At 60.3% G+C, this 23,520-nt stretch carries 17 protein-coding genes and 2 pseudogenes; 10 read left to right on the top strand and 9 right to left on the bottom strand.

The window, feature by feature from the left end; translation table 11 throughout:
• Positions 1-76: 76 nt before the first annotated feature.
• The 5 genes and pseudogenes from F8N44_RS23675 to F8N44_RS23660 form a co-directional block, all read right to left on the bottom strand.
• On the bottom strand, positions 77-709 hold the full coding sequence (locus tag F8N44_RS23675; protein WP_150652000.1) for a LysE family translocator: 633 nt from the start codon (positions 707-709) through the stop codon (positions 77-79).
• A 77-nt stretch (positions 710-786) separates the two neighbouring features.
• The gene (locus F8N44_RS23670; RefSeq protein WP_150651999.1) at positions 787-1,386 is read right to left on the bottom strand and encodes a flavin reductase family protein; all 600 of its coding nucleotides are present in this window, start codon (positions 1,384-1,386) and stop codon (positions 787-789) included.
• Between the two features lie 182 nt (positions 1,387-1,568).
• Positions 1,569-2,006 (bottom strand): annotated as a pseudogene (locus F8N44_RS32285) (methyl-accepting chemotaxis protein); the annotation flags it as partial.
• A 150-nt stretch (positions 2,007-2,156) separates the two neighbouring features.
• Positions 2,157-2,795, bottom strand: a pseudogene (locus F8N44_RS32280) (PAS domain-containing protein); the annotation flags it as partial.
• Positions 2,796-3,000: 205 nt separating this feature from the next.
• Entirely contained in the window at positions 3,001-4,314 is a 1,314-nt protein-coding gene (locus tag F8N44_RS23660; protein ID WP_150651997.1) for an MFS transporter, read from the bottom strand.
• Positions 4,315-4,665: 351 nt separating this feature from the next.
• On the opposite strand from F8N44_RS23660, the gene F8N44_RS23650 reads away from it, so the two are divergent.
• From F8N44_RS23650 to F8N44_RS23625, 6 genes are all read left to right on the top strand, one after another.
• On the top strand, positions 4,666-6,084 hold the full coding sequence (locus F8N44_RS23650; protein ID WP_150651995.1) for a short-chain fatty acid transporter: 1,419 nt from the start codon (positions 4,666-4,668) through the stop codon (positions 6,082-6,084).
• 187 nt (positions 6,085-6,271) lie between these two features.
• The gene (locus F8N44_RS23645; protein WP_150651994.1) at positions 6,272-7,969 is read left to right on the top strand and encodes a molecular chaperone HscC; all 1,698 of its coding nucleotides are present in this window, start codon (positions 6,272-6,274) and stop codon (positions 7,967-7,969) included.
• A gap of 11 nt (positions 7,970-7,980) precedes the next feature.
• On the top strand, positions 7,981-9,690 hold the full coding sequence (locus F8N44_RS23640) for a J domain-containing protein (protein WP_150651993.1): 1,710 nt from the start codon (positions 7,981-7,983) through the stop codon (positions 9,688-9,690).
• Between the two features lie 99 nt (positions 9,691-9,789).
• Entirely contained in the window at positions 9,790-11,484 is a 1,695-nt protein-coding gene (gene acpA / locus F8N44_RS23635; RefSeq protein WP_150651992.1) for an acid phosphatase, read from the top strand.
• 119 nt (positions 11,485-11,603) lie between these two features.
• The gene (locus F8N44_RS23630; RefSeq protein WP_150651991.1) at positions 11,604-12,776 is read left to right on the top strand and encodes a hypothetical protein; all 1,173 of its coding nucleotides are present in this window, start codon (positions 11,604-11,606) and stop codon (positions 12,774-12,776) included.
• Positions 12,777-12,955: 179 nt separating this feature from the next.
• Entirely contained in the window at positions 12,956-13,480 is a 525-nt protein-coding gene (locus tag F8N44_RS23625; RefSeq protein WP_150651990.1) for an SET domain-containing protein-lysine N-methyltransferase, read from the top strand.
• 8 nt (positions 13,481-13,488) lie between these two features.
• On the opposite strand, the gene can is transcribed toward F8N44_RS23625, so the two are convergent.
• Complete coding sequence (gene can / locus F8N44_RS23620; RefSeq protein WP_064120416.1) at positions 13,489-14,133, bottom strand: carbonate dehydratase; 645 nt, start codon at positions 14,131-14,133, stop codon at positions 13,489-13,491.
• A gap of 141 nt (positions 14,134-14,274) precedes the next feature.
• On the opposite strand from can, the gene F8N44_RS23615 reads away from it, so the two are divergent.
• The gene (locus F8N44_RS23615) at positions 14,275-14,679 is read left to right on the top strand and encodes a serine kinase/phosphatase (protein ID WP_150651989.1); all 405 of its coding nucleotides are present in this window, start codon (positions 14,275-14,277) and stop codon (positions 14,677-14,679) included.
• Positions 14,680-14,799: 120 nt separating this feature from the next.
• On the opposite strand, the gene rimI is transcribed toward F8N44_RS23615, so the two are convergent.
• Positions 14,800-15,252: a ribosomal protein S18-alanine N-acetyltransferase gene (gene rimI / locus F8N44_RS23610; protein WP_007912963.1), complete on the bottom strand. Its 453-nt coding sequence runs from the start codon at positions 15,250-15,252 to the stop codon at positions 14,800-14,802.
• Positions 15,245-15,994 (bottom strand): energy transducer TonB, encoded by a 750-nt coding sequence (locus F8N44_RS23605; protein WP_150652063.1) that lies wholly within the window; start codon positions 15,992-15,994, stop codon positions 15,245-15,247. Before F8N44_RS23605 ends, rimI begins: the two co-directional genes overlap by 8 nt.
• A 244-nt stretch (positions 15,995-16,238) precedes the next feature.
• Between F8N44_RS23605 and mksB the strand changes: the two genes are divergently transcribed.
• From mksB to mksF, 3 genes are read left to right on the top strand one after another with little or no spacing between them, the layout of a single operon-like run.
• Positions 16,239-17,516 (top strand): Mks condensin complex protein MksB, encoded by a 1,278-nt coding sequence (mksB, locus tag F8N44_RS23600; RefSeq protein WP_191630943.1) that lies wholly within the window; start codon positions 16,239-16,241, stop codon positions 17,514-17,516.
• Entirely contained in the window at positions 17,506-18,207 is a 702-nt protein-coding gene (gene mksE / locus F8N44_RS23595; RefSeq protein ID WP_150651987.1) for an Mks condensin complex protein MksE, read from the top strand. The genes mksB and mksE overlap by 11 nt, the downstream gene beginning before the upstream one ends.
• Positions 18,204-21,044: an Mks condensin complex protein MksF gene (mksF, locus tag F8N44_RS23590; protein ID WP_127929784.1), complete on the top strand. Its 2,841-nt coding sequence runs from the start codon at positions 18,204-18,206 to the stop codon at positions 21,042-21,044. The genes mksE and mksF overlap by 4 nt, the downstream gene beginning before the upstream one ends.
• Positions 21,045-21,187: 143 nt before the next feature.
• Here mksF and F8N44_RS23585 read toward each other — a convergent pair whose 3' ends face one another.
• The gene (locus F8N44_RS23585) at positions 21,188-23,491 is read right to left on the bottom strand and encodes an intermembrane transport protein PqiB (protein WP_150651986.1); all 2,304 of its coding nucleotides are present in this window, start codon (positions 23,489-23,491) and stop codon (positions 21,188-21,190) included.
• Between the last annotated feature and the right edge of the window lie 29 nt (positions 23,492-23,520).

The raw sequence follows: 23,520 nt of genomic DNA, 5'->3' as shown, positions 1-23,520 counted from the left end.
TACGCAAACAAAAAAGGCTTACCGCGAGGTAGGCCTTTTTTCATGCAGCGGATTTAACCCGGAAGATCACCCGATATCAGCGATTAGCCACCAGATGCGCACCGAACAGCAGATAGCATCCACCCGCGAACCGATCCAGCCACTGCCGCGAACGCTCATACACACCGGCAATCCGCCGACTGGCGAAGAACAGCGCCACGCAGCAATACCAACTGAACGACAGCGTTGCCATGGTCATCACCGCTAGCGCCAGTAACAGTGGCGGGATGTGAGCCGGCATGGCGGTGGCGAAGATGGTCGCGACAAACAATGCCGACTTGGGGTTGGTCATGTTGCCCAGAAATCCCCGCCCGTATGCGCCGAGCAATGTCTGCTCCGAGGTATCGAGCGTGCTCGGGACGATCGGCGCCTTGCGCTTGAACTGCTTGAGCCCGAGATAGATCAGGTAGCAGCCGCCGGCAATCTTGAAACTCAGGTACAGCGTCGGCGCGGCACTGAACAGCGACTGAATGCCCAAGCCACCCGCTAGCCCCCACAACACGGTCCCGCTGGCCACGCCAAGCGCCGCGACCACGCCGTGGCGGCGGGAACGGCTGACCGCGAGTTGCGCGATGTTGAAGAAGTTCGGGCCGGGCGTGACCACGGCCACGGTCCACAACAGGGCCAACGACAGCAACGGCGCTAGATAACTCGAAAGGGAAAAATCCATGGGGGTATGCGCCTGATTGGGTTCGACGATGCCCTCTACCTTGCAACATCCCGCAATGTTTTGCCATCAGCGGCTATTCAGACCGCTAGCGTCTTGCCATCCACCGCATCGCCAATTTTCAGGAAATGCCCGCCCGCCACGTGGTGCAAGGTACGCAAGCCGTCATGCCCTTCGAAATGCCAGCGCCCGTCGCTGAACACGCGTTCATCGGCATGGGCAGCGATGACTTCGGCTAGGAACAGGTCGTATTGTTCATGGTTGCGCGGCTCTGGCAGCAAACGGCATTCCAGCCAAGCGACGCAGCCGTCGAGCAGCGGCGCTTCGACTTGTTCGCCGGCAAACGTCTGCAGGCCGTACGCCTGAAACTTGTCTTGCCCTTGGGTTTGGCTGATGTCCAGGCCCGACGTATTGCCGACGGTTTGCACGATGTCGGCCTGATTGACGCACGGGACGTTGAGCACGAAGGTGCCGGACGCTTCGAGCAACTGGCGGGTCCAGGTGGATTTATCGAGGACGACGGCGACTTTCGGTGGCTCGAAATCCAGCGGCATCGCCCAGGCGGCGGCCATGATGTTGCGCTGGCCATCGTGGGCGGCGCTGACCAGTACGGTCGGCCCGTGGTTGAGCAAACGGTAGGCTTTGTTCAGGGGCACCGGGCGGCGGTGGGAATCGCTCATGGGAATCTGCTCCGGGGAAAAGGAGCCGATTGTAGCGCCAGCATCGAAATACAGGCAGGTGAAAACTCTGTAGGAGCTGCGGCACGCTGCGATCTTTTGATCTTGATGTTGATCCTCGGAATCAAGATCAAAAGATCGCAGCCTCGTTTCACTCGACAGCTCCTACAGGGGTTGTGTGCAGGTCAGTGGGAGAGTTGGTTGGCGAACTGGCCTACCGCATTCACGACTTTCTGCGCACCGTCCTGAATCTCGACAATCACCGTGCCCGCCTCGGCCGCCAGCGCCAGGCCTTGTTCAGCCTGAAGCTTGCCATCGGTCATCAGCGCCACGGCGTTGCGCGCCATTTCCTGGTTCTGTCGCACCACGGTGACGATCTCTTCGGTCGCCTGACTGGTGCGCGAAGCCAGTTGTCGCACCTCGTCGGCCACCACCGCAAAACCACGGCCCTGCTCACCGGCGCGCGCCGCCTCAATGGCAGCGTTAAGCGCCAGCAGGTTGGTCTGTTCGGCAATGCCGCTGATGGTTTTGACGATGGTGCCGATCACCTGCGACTGCTCGTTCAGTGCCTCGATGCCCTCACCGGCAGCCTGCATGTGCCGCGACAGATCACGCATTACGTTGACCGCTTCAGTCACTACCGTGGTACCGCGCTGGGCGGTGCTGTCGGTTTGCTGCGAGGTGCTGTAGGCAATGCTCGCCGCGTCGGCGACGGCTTGCTCGCGGTTGACCTGATCGGTGATCACGGTGGCGAACTTCACCACTTTGTACAGTTTGTTGTTGGCATCGACCACAGGGTTGTAGGACGCCTCCAGCCACACCGTACGACCATGGCTGTCGACACGCTTGAAGCGATCAGCGACGAATTCGCCGTTGTTCAAACGGCGCCAGAAGTTCTGGTACTCGGCGCTGTTGTATTCCTCCGGGGTGCAGAACAGGCGGTGATGTTTGCCCTTGATCTGTGCCAGGCTGTAACCCATGCCGCTGAGGAAGCGATCGTTGGCGTTGAGCACATTACCGTTGAGGTCGAACTCGATCACCGCAGTCGAACGCACCAGCGCACCGATCAGGTTTTCGTGTTCACGGGAGGCTTCAATGGTGCGGGTCAGGTCGCTGGCGAACAGCGAAATATGCTTGATCCGCCCGTCCGAAGAACGCACCGGTTGCACGATCGAACGCAGCCACGCCTCTTCACCATTGCCACGCAACAGGCGCACGGCACCGGCGAAATGCTCGCCACGGGTCATGGCGTTTTTGAAGCGCTGGTGGAATTCATCAGTCTTCACATGCGCCGGGACGATGTCTTCAATCGCCCGACCGATCAGGTCCTGGCTCTTGTAGAGCATCTCGGTGAGGAAGTTCTGATTGACCGACTGAATGCGCCCGTCGGGCTCAAGGTTCAGCACCAGCATCTCGCTTTCCAGGCTTTCCTTCACCTGCACGAGGCTGGAGAGTTCTTCACGAAGAGCGGCCAGCTCTTGCTTCAAGCGTTTGTTGAACATGGGGAGTACCGATGGGCAGGTTGGAAAGCGGGATGCAGCCTAACCATCGGCCTTGAAAATCTTTTCTGAAGAGCGTTCGCGACCCGTCGGTCAAAAATAGTTCCAGGCTACCGGGTCAGGCAGTTCCGGCCACTTGGCAGGGTCCAGTGCGCGGCATCCGCGCGCCGAAATACGCCGCTGTCAGGAGGCCCACCACACCCATCACCGCGCAGAACATCACGCAGATCCATGGGCTCCATGGCATCAGACCAATCAGCAGCAGCGGTGTGATACTGGCCCATGCGGCGTAGGCAATGTTGTAGGTGAAGGAAATGCCTGACACGCGAATACGCGCCGGAAACAACCCGACCATCACCGACGGCACTGCGCCGACCACACCGCACGCGAGACCGGCCAAGGCGTAGGCGACGCCGACCCAATCACCATCGCTGATCAAACAACCGTAAAGCACGCCGACGCCCAATGGCAGCAACAAGCTGTAGAGCATGACCGTGCGCCACGCGCCAATGCGATCGACCAGCAACCCGGCGATCACGCAGCCGATGTTGAGGAAGACAATGCCCAATGCACTGAGGGCAAAGGTGTGGCTGGCGCTCATGCCGAAAGTTTTCTGCATCATGGTCGGGGTGATCACTACGAACACCACGACCGCCGAGGTCAGCACGCAGGTCAGCAGCATCGCTGGCAGCATCGCCAGGCGGTGTTCGCGCAGCACCGTGCGCAGTGGCAGTTCGACCCGCGCTTCACGCTGCGCTTCCATGGCCATGAACACCGGGGTTTCGCTCAGCCAGCGGCGCAGGTACACGCCAATCACGCCGAACACGCCACCAAGCAGGAACGGGTAACGCCAGGCGTAATCAAGGATTTCCGCCGGGGTGAAAACTTGCGCCAGAAACGTCGCGGTCAACGCGCCGATCAGGTAACCGAAGGTCAGCCCGGCCTGCAAAAAACCCAAGGCATAACCGCGATGGCCGGTCGGTGCGTGCTCGGCGACGAACACCCAAGCGCTCGGCACCTCACCGCCCACCGCTGCTCCTTGCAGGATGCGCAGCGCCAGTAACAGCAGCGGCGCGAAGTAACCGATCTGGGCATAGGTCGGCATGATCCCGATCAGCAGGCACGGCAGCGCCATCATCAGGATGCTCAGGCTGAAGACTTTCTTGCGCCCGAGTTTGTCGGCGAAATGCGCCATCAGAATTCCGCCCAAGGGCCGCGCCAGATAACCGGTGACAAAAATCCCGAAGCTTTGCAGCAAGCGCAGCCACTCGGGCATTTCTGGTGGGAAGAACAACTGGCTGAGGGTCAGGGCGAAGAATACGAAGATGATGAAATCGTAGATTTCCAGCGCCCCGCCGAGGGCCGCAAGGCCGAGGGTCTTGTAGTCGGAACGGCTGAACGGCGCGGGTTTGGCCGGGGATTGGGCAGTCATGGCAAAGAACTCTGAATCAGGCAAAAAACCAAGGCGCCCATGGTCTACGCAAATGGGCTGGTGGACAACCCGTTAGACCATAGTCCCGGTTTTGCAAAAGCTGCTCACAAAGCATCGGCAGTTGAATTACTGTTAATGCCTGTCCAGCGGGACCACGCCAACCCCCGCCAACCGCAGTGAACCTCATGTGGGAGCGAGCCTGCTCGCGAAAGCGTCAGTTCAGGCGACCTCAATGTTGAATGTGCCGACCTCTTCGCGAGCAGGCTCGCTCCCACAGGGGATCTCCGCGCTGTCGAGATGGGCGCCTGCTCCCGCGGACCACAATAACCATAAAAATCCGAGGTACTCCCTGTGGCCGTTGATATCGAAGATAGCCGCTCCGCACGCTTTGCCCTGCGCTGTTCAAGTTTCGCCGAACGCTGGTTTCCCGATTCCTGGGTATTCGCCGCACTGGCCGTGATCATCGTCGCCCTGGCCACACTGGCCATGGGCGCCAAACCCACCGATGCGGCGATGGCGTTCGGTGACGGATTCTGGAGTCTGATCCCGTTCACCATGCAAATGGCCTTCGTGGTGATCGGCGGCTACGTGGTCGCTAGCTCGCCGCCCGCCGTGAAACTGATTGATCGCCTGGCTCGCATCCCGAAAAACGGCCGATCCGCCGTGGCCTGGGTGGCATTGATCTCGATGGTCGCCTCGTTGCTCAACTGGGGTCTGTCGCTGGTATTCGGCGGTTTGCTGGTGCGCGCCCTCGCCCGCCGCACCGATCTGAAAATGGATTACCGCGCCGCCGGTGCCGCGGCGTATCTGGGGCTTGGCGCGGTGTGGGCGCTGGGTCTGTCGTCGTCGGCGGCGCAGTTGCAGGCCAACCCGGCCAGTCTGCCGCCGTCGATCCTGTCGATCACCGGGGTGATTCCGTTCACCGAAACGATTTTCCTCTGGCAGTCCGGGGTGATGCTGCTGGCGCTGATCGTGATCTCGATCATCATCGCCTACGCCACCGCACCCGGGCCGAACTCGGCGCGCGACGCCGAGGCCTGCGGCATCGACCCGGCCTTCAACCTGCCACCGCTGCAACCGCGTACGCGGCCCGGTGAATGGCTGGAACACAGTCCGCTGCTGATCATCGTGCTGGTGTTGCTGGCGGCGGGATGGCTGCTCCATGAGTTTTCGACCAAACCGGCGATCACCGCGATTTCCGGGCTGAACACCTATAACTTCCTGTTCATCATGCTCGGCGCCTTGCTGCACTGGCGGCCGCGCAGTTTCCTCGATGCCGTCGCGCGTGCGGTGCCGACCACCACCGGCGTGTTGATCCAGTTCCCGCTGTACGGCTCGATTGCCGCACTGATGACCACGGTCAAAGGCGTAGATGCGCAAACCCTGGCGCATCACATCTCGACCTTCTTCGTCAGCATCGCCTCCCACGACACCTATGCGCTGCTGATGGGCGTGTACTCGGCGATACTGGGTTTCTTCATTCCGTCGGGCGGCGGCAAGTGGATTATCGAAGCGCCGTACGTGATGCAGGTCGCCAATGATCTGCAGTATCACCTCGGCTGGGCGGTGCAGATTTATAACGCTGCAGAAGCGCTGCCGAACCTGATCAACCCGTTCTACATGCTGCCACTGCTCGGCGTACTGGGACTGAAAGCGCGGGATCTGATCGGTTTCTCGTTCGTGCAGTTGCTGGTGCACACGCCATTGGTGCTGCTCTTGCTATGGGCGCTGGGGACGACCTTGGCATATACGCCGCCAGTCATGCCGTAATCCCAAGCGGGGCGCAGTCATGCTGGCCGCGCCTCGCACCTTCTCCTGAAACAGCCCTATAACGGGCTTTCTGTCGCAAATAATGGCTCAGAGCCATCATCCTGCTTTACCGCATCGTACCCTCAGTAATATTCTGCGCGCCCATAAATGTTTCATTTTTTACCAAGCGCAAAGGGAGTTCGTTGCAATGATCGTAGGGATTGACCTGGGAACCACCAACAGCCTGGTCGCCGTCTGGCGTGGTGATGCCACCGAGTTGGTGCCCAATGCCCTGGGTCAGTTCCTGACACCGAGCGTTGTCGGGCTGGATGATCAAGGCCGGATTCTGGTCGGTCAGGCGGCGCGCGAGCGTCTGCACACACATCCGCGTCTGACCGCATCGCTGTTCAAGCGCCACATGGGCAGCGCCACGGAAGTTTATCTGGCCGACAAAGCGTTTCGCCCGGAAGAACTCTCCGCCTTGGTGCTCAAGAGCCTGAAAGAAGACGTCGAGCGTGCTTTTGGCGAAACCGTCACCGAAGCCGTGATCAGCGTCCCGGCCTACTTCAGTGATGCCCAGCGCAAGGCCACGCGGATCGCCGGCGAACTGGCCGGGCTGAAGGTCGAGAAGCTGATCAACGAACCGACCGCTGCCGCCCTCGCCTATGGACTGCACCAACGGGACAAGGAAACTTCGTTCCTGGTTTTCGACCTCGGTGGCGGCACGTTCGACGTGTCGATTCTGGAGCTGTTCGAGGGGGTCATGGAGGTGCGCGCCAGCGCCGGTGACAACTTCCTCGGCGGTGAAGACTTCGACACCGTACTGCTTGAGCACTTCATCAGCCAGCACCGCTCGGCCGCAGACTTCCCTGAGCGCAGCAGCGTCATCCAGCCCCTGCGTCGCGAGGCCGAGCGTGTGCGCAAGGCGCTGGGCCAGGACGACAGCGCCGAATTCCGCTTGCAGCTCGGTGAGCGCCAGTGGACGCAAATCATCACCCAACAACAGTTGGCAACGCTGTACATGCCGCTGCTCGAGCGCCTGCGCGCGCCGATTGAGCGGGCGCTGCGCGATGCGCGCATCCGTGTCAGCGACCTCGACGAGATTCTGTTGGTCGGCGGCACCACGCGCATGCCGCTGGTACGCAAACTCGCCGCCGGGCTGTTCGGCCGCTTCCCGTCGATCACCCTCGACCCGGATCAGGTCGTGGCACAAGGCGCAGCCATTCAAGCGGCACTCAAAGCCCGCGCCGCAGCGCTGGAAGAAGTGGTGCTGACCGATGTCTGCTCCTACACCCTGGGCATCGAGACCTCCACTCAGGTCGGCCGCAACTATGAGAGCGGCCATTACCTGCCGATCATCGAGCGCAACAGCATCGTCCCGGTCAGTCGGGTGAAAACCGTGTACACCCTGCACGACAATCAGGAACAGGTGGTCGTGCGGATCTTTCAGGGCGAAAGCCGCCTGGTCAAAGACAACGTCGCCCTCGGCGAACTGGACATCAAGGTGCCGAAACGCAAGGCCGGCGAAGTTGCCCTCGACGTGCGGTTCACCTACGACAACAACGGCCTGCTGGAAGCCCAGGTGAAAATCCCCCTGACCGGGCAGCAGCATTCGCTGGTCATCGAGAACAACCCGGGCGTGCTCTCACCCGAGGAGATCCAGCAACGCCTGGCGAACCTCGCGCAACTGAAGATTCACCCGCGCGAGCAACAGGTCAACACGCTGTTGAGTGCGCGTCTGGAGCGCCTCTATCAGGAAAGCCTGGGCGATCTGCGTGATCTGATGGGCGATTGGGCCAAGCAATTCCAGATCGCGCTCGACTCTCAGGATGAGCGGCAGATCCGTGAAGTGCGCACCGACTTGAGCCGGCGCCTGAGCGAACTTGATCGCACCCCGTGGCAATAAGGAGCCTGGCCATGGATTGCTGGTCGGTGCTGCACCTGCACGATGACGCTGAAGCCCGCGACATCAAACGCGCCTATGCGCGCCTGCTGAAAACCTTCCGCCCCGATGAGGATGCCGAAGGTTTCCAGCGCTTGCGCGAAGCCTATGAACAGGCGCTGGCGATTGCCCGGTGGCGCCTTGAAAACGCTGAGCCTGCGGACGAAGAAGACGTCGCCGTGGCCACTGCTTCCAGCGCCTTTGCCGCACTGGCATTGGATGCCGCACTGGCAAAAAACCCGTCGCGGGATGTTGCAACGTTTGAGTTCCCGCCACTCAGTCCGGCCGCCCCGCAAGCGTTTACACCGCCCGAGAAGGACGATATTCGACGTGTCGAGCCAATGGCGGCGGACACTTTTGTGGACGCCCAAGCCATTGAAACGCAGGCCGCCCTGCCGCTGCTCGAAGATCTAACGCCCGACAACCTCGACGAGCGCTGGGATCAGGCGCAACAGCAAAGCTGCGCCAAGGCCTTCGAAAGGTTGTTGCTGCAGCTGTGCTTTGAACATCCCCACCTGCGCGGCCCGGAGCTGAATTGGGCCGTCGAGCAACTCGGATGGTTGGGACCGTGGCAAGAAGTCCTGATGAATGATCATCAGCGCGACCGACTCGCCGAAAGCCTGATGGCCGATTACCGAAACGCCTTGCAGACGCTGCTCGAAAGCCAGAGCGAACGCGAATTTCTCAACGTGCTCAAACGCTACAGCGCTCAACCGTGGCTGCAGGTTTTCGATCGCCGCGAACAATGGCAGCAAACCCTGCTGCACTTGCTCAATGACACTGAGTGGAGCGTGCCGCTGTTTGATCGCATCGGCCAACTGTTCGGCTGGGATCACAACAAAGGCCTGCACCCGCAGCCGGACTGGCTCTGGGACGCCTTGATCGAACGCTGCGATCAGGAAAGCTTTTATGACAATCTGCGCGCCAAGGCTGAAAGCGACCGGACATGGGCGGCCGATGTTCAGGCGGCGCATCTGTTGATCAATCCGCTCAAGCCCCTGCAGCAGAAGAAGATCATCGACGGCTTTGGCCAGAATGAATGGCAGGCCTGCCATGACTTGTCGGAAAAACTCACGTGGCGTTTCCCCGAACTGCTCGCACGTTTGCCTTACGCAGATGTTTTTTACTGGCGGCGGTTCTTTCCACGACCGATCGCCGCCGAAACCTGGGTACGCGTGTGGGCGGCCATTGCCTTGGCTCTGTGCCTTTTCTATCTGGGCCTTGAGAAAAGAGATAGCGCCAATCTGATCTTCATTCCGATGATCTTTGCCTGCGTACCGGTCTGGTTTTTCCGCTTCGCCCTGAGTTGGTGGGTGGTGCTCACGTCCTATGTCATCGTGCCGGACCTGTGGCTCACCGAATGGCTGATTCCGCGCAAATGGAACCCTGACACGCGCTGGCTGGTGATACGCCACGGGGTTCCGCAGGTGGTCATGGTTTTGCTGTTTTCGCTGATGCTTGGGCCGCTAGGGGCGCTCACTTATGTCGGCACGCTCCTGATCGGGCTTGTGCATAAACGCCGAATCGGATCGCTCGATCCGGAGCTGAGCAGCCGTCGCCCCTGGCTGACAGCGCTGCATTGGGCGCACTTCAGCCCTCTGCAATTGCTCTTTCTGGTCGTCATGACGGCGATCACGGCGGCCAGCAGACTCGGTTTTTCGCTCAGCCAACTCATGCCCGGCTAGGCAAGCAGCGCCATTGCTGCTTGTCATCCATCCGTCACATTCACTTGCTAGCGTCCGCCCGAAACATACTGAAACAATTAAGCAAAAACGGGCTGAACGATGAAAGACGACACAGACGGCACTGACGCACCTGAATCCAATCACCCCACCGACACCAGTCGCCGCCGCTTCCTAGGCGGCGTCGCGGTGCTGGGTGTCGGTGCAACACTGGCCGGGTGTGGCAGCGCCAGCGATCAACCGGGCAAATCGGCCGAGCACCCGCTGACGCCCGCCGAGCTGGACAAGGCTCTGCGCGACCAAGTGAAAACCGTGGTGGTGATCTATGCCGAGAACCGCAGCTTCAACAACCTGTTCGGTGATTTCCCCGGTGTTGAAAAACCGCTGTCAGCGCTCAAGCCCGCCGACTATCAACAACGTGACCGCGACGGCTCGCTGTTGCAAACCTTGCCGCCCGTCTGGGGCGGCGTGCTGCAAATCGGCCCGCAAACCCTCGATGGCGTGACTTACCCCAACGCCATGCAGTTTCAGGAAAACCTGCCCAACGCGCCCTTCGCTCTCAAAGGCCCGAACGCTGAAGATTTACCGTTCGGTCTGGTGACCCGCGACTTGTGGCACGTGTTCTATCAGAACCAGATGCAGATCAACGGCGGCAAGAATGACGGCTTCGTCGCCTGGGCCGACTCCGGCGGTTTGACCATGGGCCACTACGCGCAGAGCCGTTATTCCCTGCGCCTGTGGGACGTCGCTCAGGAGTTCGTGCTGTGTGACAACTTCTTTCAGGGCGCCTTCGGTGGCTCATTCCTCAACCATCAGTACCTGATCAGCGCCACCGCGCCGTTCTATCCGGACGCGGCCAACTCCGTCGCCAAATCACAGATCGCCGCGCTGCAAAGCGATGATCCGGCCGATCCGCGTCTCCAGCCGCTGGCCGCATCGCCGGCCAGCGCCATGACCGGCCCGCCGCAGTTCGGCCCGAGTGCGCTGACCCCGGATGGCTATGGCGTCAACACCCTCGCCCCGCCCTACTGGCCAACATGGATTCGCGACCCTGAGCGTCCGGCGTACTCCAAAGCGGATCTGCCGAACGTCATGGTGCCGCAGACCCACGAACACATCGGCGACAAGCTGTCGAAAAAGAACATCGATTGGGCCTGGTACGCCGGCGCATGGCAGGCGACGCTGGATCAGTACAAGGATTCCGGCGGCATTCCGAAGATTCCGAATTTTCAGTATCACCACCAGCCGTTCAACTACTTCAAGCAGCAAGGGCCGGAAAACCCCGACGAGCGCAACAAACGCCTGCGCGATGCCGGTCTGGGCGATGAGTCGAGCAGCAACAAATTCTTCGCCGATGCCGAAGCGGGCAAGTTACCGCCAGTGAGTTTCTACAAACCCCAAGGCAACCTGAACATGCACGCCGGTTATGCCGACGTGGCTTCCGGGGATCGGCACATCGTGCGCGCGTTGAAAGTGCTGCGTGAAAGTCCGCAATGGCAAAACATGGTGGTGATCGTCACGGTCGACGAGAACGGCGGCTGGTGGGATCACGTCGCACCGCCCAAGGGTGACCGCTGGGGCCCGGGGTCACGCGTGCCAGCGTTGGTGGTGTCGCCGTTTGCGCGCAAAGGCACGGTGGATCACACGATCTACGACACAGCGTCGATCCTGCGGCTGATCACCCGTGTCTTCCAGTTGGAGACCCTCGACGGCCTCAAACAAAGGGACGAGGCGATGATTGCCCGGGGCCAGAAACCCATGGGCGATCTGACCAACGCCCTGCATTTTAAGGCCTGAAAACCAGCCTTGCGAGTTTGCACAAAAAACCGCCCATGACGGCTTCTCTGGAAAACGCGACTGATCCACTATGAGCCGCCCCCGATACGCGGGGAACCCACGCTGAAAAGGATCTGAGCATGTTCAAACTCGCAGGACTCTCACTCGCCGCACTCACACTGAGCGCGGCCGCCCACGCCGACGTCGATCTGAAACTGGGTAGCACCGAACGCGTTACCCGCCTCTTTGCTTATCCCAACAACTGCAGCGTGATCTGTTTCCGCAACTGGACGCTGGAACAGACCGTCGCCCATTACCTCAGCCAGAGTGTGCAACGCGATGGGTATGCCGATGCCAAGGTGTTGGTAAAAACCGACAACGGCCAGCTCTACGCCGAAATCACCGGCGTGCCGAAGGATTACGACAAACCGCTGTCGGCGCTGCTGGATGCGGGGGATCTGGCCTACACCGGCGCCAGCAAACTCAACGCCGACGGCAAATGGGCCTACAGCTGGTATCTGTTCTTGCCGTTGGGTATGGCGTTGGAAAACCGCAAAAGCGTCGAGTTGCTGCACTTCCCGCCGGATTACTCGCTGACCCAGGCGCAGGATTATCTGCGTTCGAACACCACCGATCGCTGGGCCACGCTGCTGACGGACAACGGCATTCCTGCCGAGCAGACGCCGGCTTATCAAACCATCATCGACATTGCCCCGATTGCTGCGCCGTCCAATGCCGGCAGCGACCTGGAAGGCGTGTATGACTATTTCAAGGACTACCAGACCACGCTGGTCAAACAGTTCAGCCAGACCGCCAGCGGCACGACATTGCCGATGGTCGCGTTCGGCGCACCGGTGCGTAACTGGATCAAGCAGCAATACGGGCCAACCGTGAATGTATTGGGACTGGCGACCATCAGCCCGAGCGAAGGCGTGAAAGTGCCGGTGCTGGGCTCCAACCACCCGAGTTATATCTGGTACGCCGCCGACCCGAAGAGCTACACCGGCGACGATGCGCAAGCCAAGGCCGATGCTGCGGGCCTGAAAGTCATGGGTCAGGATTTGAGCGCCGCCTGCTGGCAGGCCGGCATGGGCAGCAAACCGGGCAGCGATGCGCAAACGACGCTCAACAGTTGCACGCAGACGTGGCAGTTCACGCAGAAAGTCAAAACCTGCGAGCTGTTCTACACCTCGATCCGCAATCTGACCCCGGAACAGGCCACGGCCAAGTGCGCGACCACCCCGATCAAGACTCAACTGAAGCAATTGCAGGCACCGCTGCCGGCCACCGCCGTTCCCGCCCCGCACCTGTAATCGCTTGAGGCATTCCCGTGTCAGCCAAGGCTGACGCGGGAAAGCGTCTAAATCGCCTGTCAGATCTGCCAGTAGACCGGCTATACCTAATAAGACACGATTGGATCCAACCAGCAGTATTGCAGCGCTGACAGGACGTCAACCCAAGGAAGTCGCCAAACCTTGCGACAAGGACTGATATGAATATCCACGCTATGGCGCATTCGCCGCCACGCGATACTGAAGGCATCTATCCCTTCGCCGGCCTGCCCGTGCGTCTGGGGTTTCCGGCCAGCGCCGATTTCGAAATCCTTCAAGATGGATACGGCGCCCCTACGGCGGTCGCCGCGCGGCGCGAGTTCCTGCACACCCACCGGATGTGCCGGGTGTCCGGGCAATTACTGCCGTATCGCTGCCGCCAGACCCGACAATTGCTGACGGGCATCCACATCTACGATCCGCGCTTTTGCGGATTGATCGAACACGCGTGTGACCCCAACGTGTTTCTTGATATGAGCGAGTTATGGTTGTGGGCGTTGAAAGATATCCACAGCGGCGAACGGCTGACCATGGACTACACCGCCACTGAAGACAAACTGCTGCACCAGTTTGCCTGCGGTTGCGGTTCGCCACGCTGCCGTGGGTGGATCACCGGTTACGACGAACCACCCACCCTCGAAGGTCAGCACTTTCTAAAGCGCTGGCGGCATTCAGGGTCGCGCTGAAAGCTGAGTTATACCGCGCCAACCGGACGCAAACGATACTGCGGCGGCAATTGCTCGAAACCACTGATGGTGGTGTTCAGACTTTTCCAGCGGCCGTCCTTGATGCCATAGATGCACCCGTGGATCGACAGGCTCTGCCCGCGATGCCAGGCGTTCTGGATGATGCTGGTGTGGGCGACGTTGGCTACTTGCTGGATCACGTTGAGTTCGCACATCCGATCAACCTGCTCTTCTTCGGTCGGCAGCTTGGCCAGCTCTTCGCGTTTTTCGTAGTACAGATCACGGATCGATCGCAGCCAGCCGTCGATCAGGCCGAACTGACGATCCTGCATCGACGCGCGCACACCACCACAGCCGTAGTGGCCAGTGACGAGGATGTGTTTGACCTTGAGCACGTCGACTGCGTACTGGATCACCGACAGGCAGTTGAGGTCGGTGTGCAGCACCACGTTGGCGACGTTGCGGTGCACGAACAGATCGCCCGGCAGCATGCCGACGATCTCGTTGGCCGGCACGCGTGCGTCGGAACAGCCGATCCACAGATATTCCGGCGTTTGCTGGCGCGCCAGTTTGGCGAAGAAATCCGGGTCTTCCTTGGTGATCGCGTCAGCCCAACGCTCGTTGTTATCAATCAGGTCTTGTAAGTCGTGCATGCTGTAAGGCCTCAAGAAAGATGCGCTGGTATGACAGACGACCGCCCGTCGGGGTCACGCCGTCAGCGCAAGTGATTTCATTGGAATTCTCGTGTGCCCGGTGAGTCCACCTAAGTAAGGCCCACAGTATGAGGAATTGCCATGACTGATTCACGACGCCCTTACGATGCGGTGCAACCGGAGCCCATCGATGATAACGAAGACCGCATGGGTTCGGTGCATGAGCTGGATTTCGATGAAGACGAGCCAAGCGCGAAGATTGGTGATGAGATTCCCGAACGTGAACGCGAGCAGTTGATGCCGCGTGAGCGGGTGCGTGAGGCCGGATTGACCGGCGCATCGACCGCGGACCATGAACCCACCGACGATGATCTGAGCCCGGAAACACTGATTCATGAAGATGGCGCGCGGGATGCCGAAGAGGCCGGGGAAGGCAATCAGGCCGATTGGGATCTGAGCATTGTCGATGAGGATGACATTGGCGGAGGTAATGGACTGGATGAGGCGGAACTGGCGCGGCGCGATCCGCTGGATGGTAACCGCTGATCACTTGAGCTGAAACTCGGTCCCTGTAGGAGCTGCCGAAGGCTGCGATCTTTTGATCTTGTTTCGTAAGATCAAAAGCAAAATCAAAAGATCGCAGCCTTCGGCAGCTCCTACAGGTCATCAGTCAACCAGGGTACAGGCCATGACGACGGCATCCTCACGCCCGCCCACCGCCGGATAATAATCCCGACGCCGGCCAATCTCGTTGAAGCCATACCGCTCGTACAACTTGAATGCGCCCGTATTGCTGTCACGCACTTCCAGAAAACATTCCCGCGCCGAAGCCGCGTACGCCCGCGACATCAAGTGCTCGAGCAACGTCAGCCCCAGCCCGCGCCCCTGATTCTCCGGTTTGACGGTGATATTGAGCAGATGCGCCTCATCCAGAATGATCTGCACCACCCCATGACCAACCTGCTGCTCACCTTCAAACATCAGCCAGATCTGGTACTTGCCCAGCCCGTCGAGAAAAATCCCCCGGGTCCACGGATGGCTGTAGGCGGCGTACTCGATTTTCAGCACGGTTTCCAGATCCGCCTCGGTCATCGGGCGGAACGATACAGCGTCACTCATTCGATTCTTTCCAGCGCGCCATCAGCCGACGCATGGCTTGCCACACAGCGGCTTTGCGCTGTGGCTCTTCCATTAACAATTCCAGACCGGGAATGGCCCAGGCCGAGCCCAGACCTTCGATCTGCAATTCACGATTGAACGCTTCGGCATCCGCTTCACCGGCAAAACGTACTGCCGGCAGGCCGATCAGCCACAGGCAGGCGCACGGAGCGGCTTCCATTTGCACGGAAAGGAACCCCTGCACAAAGTCACGCGCCGCTTCCGGGCCCTGATCCATGGTGCCGCGATTGAGCCACGGCCAGCGCACCGGCTCGCCGACGATTTGCGGCGCATCCGGCAGACCGGCGGCGCGCAACATGTCTTTGAGCAACAGATAAGCCGGATCGCGGCTCTGGAACGGTTCGCCTGTGGGTAACTCAACCAGCAGCAGGCAACGTCCGGCGCGCAGCAATTGCAGGGCGAAACGCGGTGGCGGCACCGGTGCCGGTTTGGCGATGACTGGCGTGTCGTCGGCCTCTTCCACCGGTTTGGCGTTGGTCCGGGTGCTGGCCAACGACGGACGCGGTACTTCGATCTTCGGCCGTTCGACCGGACGAGCGGCAGCCGCTTGCACCGGGGCTTCGGCCTGCGGTGCAAGCACGACCGGCGCCTCTACCTCGGGCTCGGGCATGTCCAGCAGCTCGGGCCGTGAAGGCGCGGCAAAAGGCAATTCGGTGCGCGGCAGCCAGTTGACCACCTGCATGGCGTTCAAATAGGCGCGGCGGCGGGACTCGATTAGCAAGGGTCGGCCACTTGTGGATAACTGAAGTGCGCTGATTCTACCGCCCTTCGTTCAAGATCGCCCGTTGTAGATCGATACTCTTTCACGAGGCGCTTTAACCACGCTCTTTATACAAAGAATGCGACAGCCCGTCCCGAGAGTGAATCGCATCCTTCGTGATGCAGTACAATCGCCGCTTTTCATTGCCAACCAGCCGGGCATTCCGATGATCGAACCCAAGCGCGTCTTGCGCGCCCTCGCTGAACACTGGGCACTGCTTGAGCCACTGTGTGAGCACTTCGACCAAGGCACTTTGAGCCTCAACGAACTGCGCTCGCAACTGGCCGCCCAACAACTGGACAGCACGCCGCAGGACATCACCAGCCTGCTCGACGTGTGGATTCGCCTCGATATTCTGATTCCGGTGGCGAAAAGCCCGAACCGTTTCGAGCTGAACGCACAGATTCATGACTTCCTCGCTTACCTGCGTCGTGAACACCGACTGGGCCTGTGCCTGGAAATCGAAGCCTATCTGCGTCACCTCGAACGTCTGGCCGGTTACATCCAGGACGCGTTCGAAGTCCGCGATGGCCACGACCTCGCCCGCCAATTGCGCCTGCTCGACATGCGTGTACGCGACGTGCTGAAGAAACTCGACAACGACGAACAGGCGCTGGTCGCCGTCGCCGAACGGGCGAAGACCAGCGACCGGCAGATCCCGCTGCGTCAGCGTTACGCCGAAGTGCTGGCGACGTGGGACGAATACGTCGAGCCGATGATCGATCTGGTCAACGCCGACGGCGCCTTCGAACAAGGCGTGCGCAAGGTCGAAACCGTGCTGCTGAAAATGCTCAGCGAACAGCAGCGCCTCGGCCATCTGGTCGATGACGACATGCTCCTGCGAACTCACGCGCGCATCCTCGAAATGCAGACCAGCGCGCAATTGACCCTGCGTCATGCCCGTGAACTGCTGCTGCCGTTGCGTGAAGAAGCGCGCCGGCACAACGCCGTTACCCGTGGCGCCGCGTTGGCGTTGGCAGCGATTCGCCGCAAAGGCATTGATGCCGTACCGCAAGCGGCGATGCCGCTGTTCACCCGCCCGCAGAGCACCTTCCTCGGCAGCGCCAGTCAGGTTGAAGCCTACGTGTATGCCTTGGCGCGTTTCGAGCCGAAACCGGCGCGTTTCCCCAAGGCGCACAAGATTCAGAAAGGCGAAGCGCCACGCGCGCCACGCACCGTGCGCGAGATGGTCGACCGCTGCGAAGAAGCCCTGCCGATGCCGGACCTGATGACCTGGCTGCTTGAGCAGGAACCAGACGGCGCCACCGACGAATTGCTCTACTGGTTCTCGCGCCTGTCGCGGGAAAAACGCTTCAAGCGCGAGCGTCTGGAACGCCGCGAATACCACACTCACGAGCACCAGGTCAGCCTGCGCTCCTTCGCCCTGCTCTCGGCCAGCGACAGCGCCGCCGAGAATTCTGCGAGCATCCCCAATGCATCTTGATCTTTCCGAACTGTCGCAACTCGCGCCGATCTTCCGCGAGCTGTTCAAGGGTTACCACGTCAGCCGCCGCGACCCGGAGTTGTACGCGCAACTGTCGAACTTCCAGGATCAGTACCGCACGCTGTTCAAGGCGCTGGGTTTTGAAATGGTCTGCGACACCCGTGGTTTTTACTACTTCGTGCCGGACATGGCCGCTGCGGCGGTGAACAAGACTGCCCAACGTCTGGCGCTGTTCACCTTCATCCTCGTAGAGCATCTGGCCGATCAGGGCCGTGACCCGATTGCCGTGCTCGATGGCGGCAGCCTCGGCCGCGAAGAATTGCCGTCGCTACTGGAGAAATACCGCGATCTGTTCATTCAGGCCGAAGTGCAGACCGTCGAAGAACTCGAAGAAAAGATCATGCGCCGCATGACTCAACTCGGTTTCGCCAGCGAAGAAAACGGCGTGTACCGCTTCCTGCCGCCGATGCACCGTTTCCTCGACGTGTGCCTGTCGGTGCAGCAGGATCGCGATCTGGCGGCCAGCGTGCACAGCGTATTGCCGCTGCCGGCGCCGGTGCTGATCGACGAAGCCGCCGAAGCCAAATTCCTCGAAACCGACGACCCGCTCGATCTTTCGGAATTTGAAGAAGAAAGCGAAGAAGACGCACTGGCCCGCGCCATTGCCGAAGAACAGGAGTCCGACGCATGAGCCAGGAACGCTACGGCATCCGCCGCTTTGCCCTTTTGAACACCGCAGGTTACAGCCTCGGCCTGTTCCCGCTGGAAGAACCGTTGTCGGTTTACGGCGCAAACAACCTCGGGAAATCGGCGTCGATCAACGCCTTGCAGTTCCCGATTCTGGCGCGCATGTCGGACATGAGTTTCGGCAAATACAGCCTGGAACAATCGCGGCGTTTCTACTTCGCGTCCGACACCAGCTACATCCTCGTCGAAGTGAACCTGCCCCACGGCCCGCACGTGATCGGCGTGGTCGGGCGCGGCCCGGGCGGTGGTTTCGGTCACCAGTTCTTCGCCTACGCCGGCAAGCTCGATCTGGCGCATTACCAGAAAAACGACACCTGCCTGCGTCAGAAAGAACTGTTCAGCAACCTTGAGAAAGAAGGCCTGAAAGCCTACGAACTCAAGCCCGATGAACTGCGCCGTTTGCTGGTTGGCGGTCACACGTCGATCCCGCTCGACCTGACTTTGATTCCGCTGCGCTCCACCAGCGAACAGAGCCTGAAGACTTTCCGCGCGTTGTTTATCAACCTGCTGCACATGCGTGAAATCACCGCGGCCAAGCTCAAGCAGTTGTTCCTCGATGCCTTCGAACACAGCCTGCGTTCCGGCAGTGTCGATTACATCGCCGCGTGTGAAGAAGCCTTCCGCGACGTGCGCCGCATGGAACAGGACTACAACTCGCTGGTCGCTGCCGGCCCGCTGGTTGAAGCCTTGGCCAACGGCGTGAAACAGCGCGACGTGCTGCGCGGCAAACTGCATCGTCTGTCGCCACTGCTCGACTCGTTGCTTGGCACCTGGTCGGACTACGCCAGTGCGCGCAAGGAAGAGCTGACGATTCAGGCCGATCACTACCGTGGCGAGCAGGACAGCCTGCAAAACGATCAACGCGGCGGCACCCAGGAACTGATGCGTCTGGAGCGGGAAATCTCCGGCATCCAGCGTTGGCTCGGTGAATTGTCGGTATTGAAGAACCGCTTCGCGCTGGTCGATGACGTCAAAGTGCTGGAGCAACAATTGCTCGCGGCCAAGGACGCTCACGACGAACTGGCCGGCGCCCTGGCGCAATCCCGCCAGTTCAGTGCGGAAGATCTGGAAGAGCGCGTACGCGATCTGGAAAAACGCCTGAAGTCGGTGAAGCAACAACTTGATCACGCCGACAACAACAGCTACGCCCGCCTGCGCGAGGAGTTCTCGCAACAGGACGTCGAGCGTCTGATGCGGCTGTTCAACAGTGCCCTGTTCAGCCTGCCGCTGGGCGAACACGGCATCACCCTCGACGACGATGGCGAGTGGGTCAAATCGGTCGAGCTGATTCTTGATGGTTTCAAAGGCGAGCGCTTCGAAGTGCCGGGCCTGTCGATCGACATCTCGCACATCGAGCCGCCGGCGCTGCAGGCCTTGGCTGACCGCGCCGCGTTGCGTGATCAGAAAGAGCGTCTGGAAAAAGAACTCAAGCAACTGAAAACCCAGCAGGCCGTGGCCGCCGACCGCGCCGCGAGCAAGACCCAGACCGAAGCGCTGTACCAGCAGGTTCTGGATGCGCAGAAAGCCCTGGAAGACTTCCGCCGCACGCAGACTTTGAGCGCCGAAGAAAGCGACAAGCTCGAGCAACTGGCGCAGATGGAAGGCGCGCAGGACGAACTCAAGCGTTCCAGTGACGCGTTCACCGAGCGCGTCCAGCAACTGTCGGCCAAGCTGCAACTGGTCGGTCGCCAGATCGCGGATATGGAAGCCAAGCAACGCACCCTCGACGATGCGCTGCGTCGTCGTCAGTTGCTGCCGGCGGATCTGCCGTTCGGTACGCCGTTCATGGATCCGGTCGACGATTCGATGGACAACCTGCTACCGCTGCTCAACGACTATCAGGACAGCTGGCAAGGCCTGCTGCGCGCCGACGGTCAGATCGAAGCGCTGTACGCGCAAGTGCGCCTCAAAGGCGTGGCCAAGTTCGACAGCGAAGACGACATGGAGCGCCGCCTGTCGTTGCTGATCAACGCTTACGCGCACCGCACCGATGAAGCGCTGACGCTGGGCAAGGCCCGTCGTGCGGCAGTCACCGACATCGCCCGGACCCTGCGCAACATTCGCAGCGACTACGACAGCCTCGAGCATCAACTGGCGCTGTTCAACCGCGAGATCAACAAGCGTCAGGTCTCCAACCTGCAGAGCTTCCGCATCGTCCTCGCGCCGAACAAGGAAGCCCTCAAGCACATCGACCAGATCATCCACAGCGCCGGTCAGTACGAAGAAGGCGAAACCCTGTCGGTGTTCGACCTCAGCCAAAGTGCCGAGCAGGACAACAAGAACGAAGAGGCCAAGGAATACCTGGCGCGGCTGGTGGCGGCAAACCACAACCAACTCGGTCTCAAGGACTTGTTCGAACTGGCCTTCGAGATCACCAAGGTCAACGGCCAGCCGGTGATCCACACAGACATCGATGGCGCGGCGTCCAACGGCACGACCATGACCATCAAGGCGCTGACCAACATGTACTTGTTGCTGCACTTGATGGATCGCGACCAGGCCGGTCGCGTGCGTCTGCCTTACTACCTCGATGAGGCGGCGGACATCGACGAGAAGAACCAGGCCGCGCTGCTGGAAACCAGTCTGCAACTGGGCTTCGTGCCGATTCTGGCGAGTGTGAAGCCGCAGGTCTGCGCCAGTGTCGCGATCGACCTGGAAGGCGGCAGCGGCCCGGCAGGCATCTACATTGATGAGGCGGACTGGAAGTACATCCGTCGCCATGATGTGGTGAAGGCAACGCTGAATGTCGAGGCGGATGAACCGGAACTTGATGCGGTTTGATCGGCGTTAACTGAAGGCAATAAAAAGGGCCGCGATCTGTTTGGATCGCGGCCCTTTTTTATGGCTGGGGATTTGTGCTGGGCTTTGAGGCCTCTTCGACTTGCTCGCGAAGGCGTCTTTGTAGACGCCACATCAACTTCAGGTTATTTACCGAGCGAAATCTTCGGCGCCCACGTCAGCCACTCATCCTCAAACTTGTCGAACAACGGAAACGTCTGCTCAGCCCGCGCCGGGTTGCCCATGCGCTCGCCGTCCGGCGTAGCAAAAGCAATCCCGCCCTGAATCGCCGTCTCCAGCGACTCGGTGCGCACTGTCAGTCCGTTGAACAAACCGATATCAAAACCGACACCGCTGGTGTTCCAGAAACGACTGCCACTGCGCACCAGTGGTGCGTATTTCGGCTCGATCAAAATGTGCACCAACACGCGATCAGCGGTCTGGCCCAGTTCATAACCGGTGACCTTACCCACAGTAATTTCGCGGTAGGTGACTGGCACACCCGGTTTCAGCGAACCACGACGGGCAGCGCTCAGTACCAGACTCAGACCCGCCTCTTGCTTGGTCACTTCCGGCGCACTGGCCAGGGCAACGAAGTTTTTCTGCGGGCCGAGGTTCTTCGCCGCTGGTTGCACTTCGATGTACTTCCCGGTCACCAAGGTTTCCAGATTCTCTGTCTTGATCAGGCCCAGCTCCGGTTTGACCACCCAGAACTGACTGCCGACCCGGGCGATCTTCTCCGGCACTTCAGTGATGCGCGCCGTGAGGATTACCGATTGCAGATCATCAGTCAGATCAACACTTTCGATCTTGCCGACATCCAGGCCCTTGAAGCGAACCGGCGTGCCGCTGCGCAAACCATCAGCGCGATCGACCTTGATCGTCACTACGGCGCCCTTCTGGTTAGCGTCATCGTGATTGGCGAACAGACGGAAACGCGGAATGCGTTTCTGCAACGGCGCCTTGGCTTGCGGTGTCTCGAAGGCGATACCACCGGCCATCAGGGTCTGCAGCGACTCACTCTTGACCTGAATGCCACCGGTCAGTCCGCCGGTCAACGTGATGCCACTGACATTCCAAAAGCGCGTCGAGGCGTTGACCAGGTTTTCGTATTCCTTATCGATGTGCACGCCAATGACCAATTGCTTCTTGGTCTTGGAGAACTGATAGCTCTGCACCGAACCGACCTTGACCTGTTTGTACAGAATCGGACTGCCGACATCGATCGAGCCAAGGGTATCGGTGAACAACACCAGGTGCAGACCCGGCGAACGCAGATCCAGCGGCGGCGCTTTCGGCCGGGCCTCGAATTCACGTTTCGGTGCAGCGCCTTTATCCCCTGGACGCACAGCGATGTAGTTACCTTTCACCAAGGCTTCCAGACCGGTGATACCGGCCAGAGAAATCGATGGTTTGACCACCCAGAACTGCGTGCCGTCAACCAGATAGTCTTCAGCCAGTGGATCAAGGGTCAGCTCGGCTGTAGCGCTGTTCAGATCCGGATCGACCTTCAGCGCTTTCAGATTGCCGACCTGAATGCCTTTGTACATTACCGGCGTACGGCCGGCCTGCAGGCCTTCGAAGTCGCTGAGTTTGACCTTCACACGGATCCCGGCAGCAGCAGCGTCGAAATCCTCGTAGAGTCGGAATGGCAGGCTTGGATCGGTCGGCGGACTGTCCTTGCGGTTCTCCGGCGTAGCGAAGGCGATGCCGCCGGCGACGATGCTGGCCAGCGATTCGCTGCGCACTTTCACCCCGGACAGGTTGGCGTCGATGCTGATGCCGCTGGCATTCCAGAAACGCGTGTGTTTGCGCACCAGTTTGGCGTAGGTCGGCTCGATGAAGACTTTCAGCTCAACGGTACTTTGGTCTTCCGAGAGCACGTAGCTTTTGATCTGGCCAACCTTGATTTGCTTGTAGAACACCGGGCTGCCGCGATCCAAAGAACCGAGACGATCAGCCTTGATGGTCAGGTGCAGACCAGGTTTGGCATCCGACAGCGGCGGCTCCTCGGCCAGCGCTTTGAACTTGCGCACCGGTTCGCCTTCGCCAGGGCTGATGGCCACGTAGTTACCGGAGACCAGGGTTTCCAGACCGGTAATACCGGCCAGGGTCACACTCGGTTTGACCAGCCAGAAGCGCGTGCTGGTCTTGAGGTATTGCTCGACGTCTTTATTCATCTCGACGGTGGCAATCACCCCTTTGGAGTTGCCCTCATCGTCGAGTTTAAGCGCCTTGACCTTGCCGACCGACATGCCTTTGTACATGACCTCGGTCTTGTTGGCCTGAATGCCTTCGCCACTCTCGAAGCGGATCTGGATTTCGATACCAGTCTCGGAGTAGGCACGCCAGCCAAGCCAGCCGCCGATGATCAGCGCGATCAGGGGCAGTACCCAAATGGCAGACCAGTTCGAAGCCGGTCGGGTTTTCGCTACGGGCAAATCAGTCATGGTCGTCGTCCGACTCCGTGTTATCCCAA

This window comes from Pseudomonas fluorescens (genome assembly GCF_902497745.1).
Classification (GTDB): domain Bacteria; phylum Pseudomonadota; class Gammaproteobacteria; order Pseudomonadales; family Pseudomonadaceae; genus Aquipseudomonas; species Aquipseudomonas fluorescens_BM.
This window is presented reverse-complemented; position numbering and strand designations above follow the sequence as displayed.

Bases quoted from the DNA above. Each gene is read 5' to 3' on its own strand.
- F8N44_RS23625 (WP_150651990.1), top strand. From the start codon at position 12,956: ATGAATATCCACGCTATGGCGCATTCGCCGCCACGCGATACTGAAGGC.
- rimI (WP_007912963.1), bottom strand. From the start codon at position 15,252: ATGAGTGACGCTGTATCGTTCCGCCCGATGACCGAGGCGGATCTGGAA.
- F8N44_RS23645 (WP_150651994.1), top strand. From the start codon at position 6,272: ATGATCGTAGGGATTGACCTGGGAACCACCAACAGCCTGGTCGCCGTC.
- F8N44_RS23675 (WP_150652000.1), bottom strand. From the start codon at position 709: ATGGATTTTTCCCTTTCGAGTTATCTAGCGCCGTTGCTGTCGTTGGCC.
- F8N44_RS23615 (WP_150651989.1), top strand. From the start codon at position 14,275: ATGACTGATTCACGACGCCCTTACGATGCGGTGCAACCGGAGCCCATC.
- mksF (WP_127929784.1), top strand. From the start codon at position 18,204: ATGAGCCAGGAACGCTACGGCATCCGCCGCTTTGCCCTTTTGAACACC.
- acpA (WP_150651992.1), top strand. From the start codon at position 9,790: ATGAAAGACGACACAGACGGCACTGACGCACCTGAATCCAATCACCCC.
- can (WP_064120416.1), bottom strand. From the start codon at position 14,133: ATGCACGACTTACAAGACCTGATTGATAACAACGAGCGTTGGGCTGAC.
- mksB (WP_191630943.1), top strand. From the start codon at position 16,239: ATGATCGAACCCAAGCGCGTCTTGCGCGCCCTCGCTGAACACTGGGCA.
- F8N44_RS23605 (WP_150652063.1), bottom strand. From the start codon at position 15,994: ATGCAGGTGGTCAACTGGCTGCCGCGCACCGAATTGCCTTTTGCCGCG.
- F8N44_RS23660 (WP_150651997.1), bottom strand. From the start codon at position 4,314: ATGACTGCCCAATCCCCGGCCAAACCCGCGCCGTTCAGCCGTTCCGAC.
- F8N44_RS23585 (WP_150651986.1), bottom strand. From the start codon at position 23,491: ATGACTGATTTGCCCGTAGCGAAAACCCGACCGGCTTCGAACTGGTCT.
- F8N44_RS23670 (WP_150651999.1), bottom strand. From the start codon at position 1,386: ATGAGCGATTCCCACCGCCGCCCGGTGCCCCTGAACAAAGCCTACCGT.
- F8N44_RS23640 (WP_150651993.1), top strand. From the start codon at position 7,981: ATGGATTGCTGGTCGGTGCTGCACCTGCACGATGACGCTGAAGCCCGC.
- mksE (WP_150651987.1), top strand. From the start codon at position 17,506: ATGCATCTTGATCTTTCCGAACTGTCGCAACTCGCGCCGATCTTCCGC.
- F8N44_RS23630 (WP_150651991.1), top strand. From the start codon at position 11,604: ATGTTCAAACTCGCAGGACTCTCACTCGCCGCACTCACACTGAGCGCG.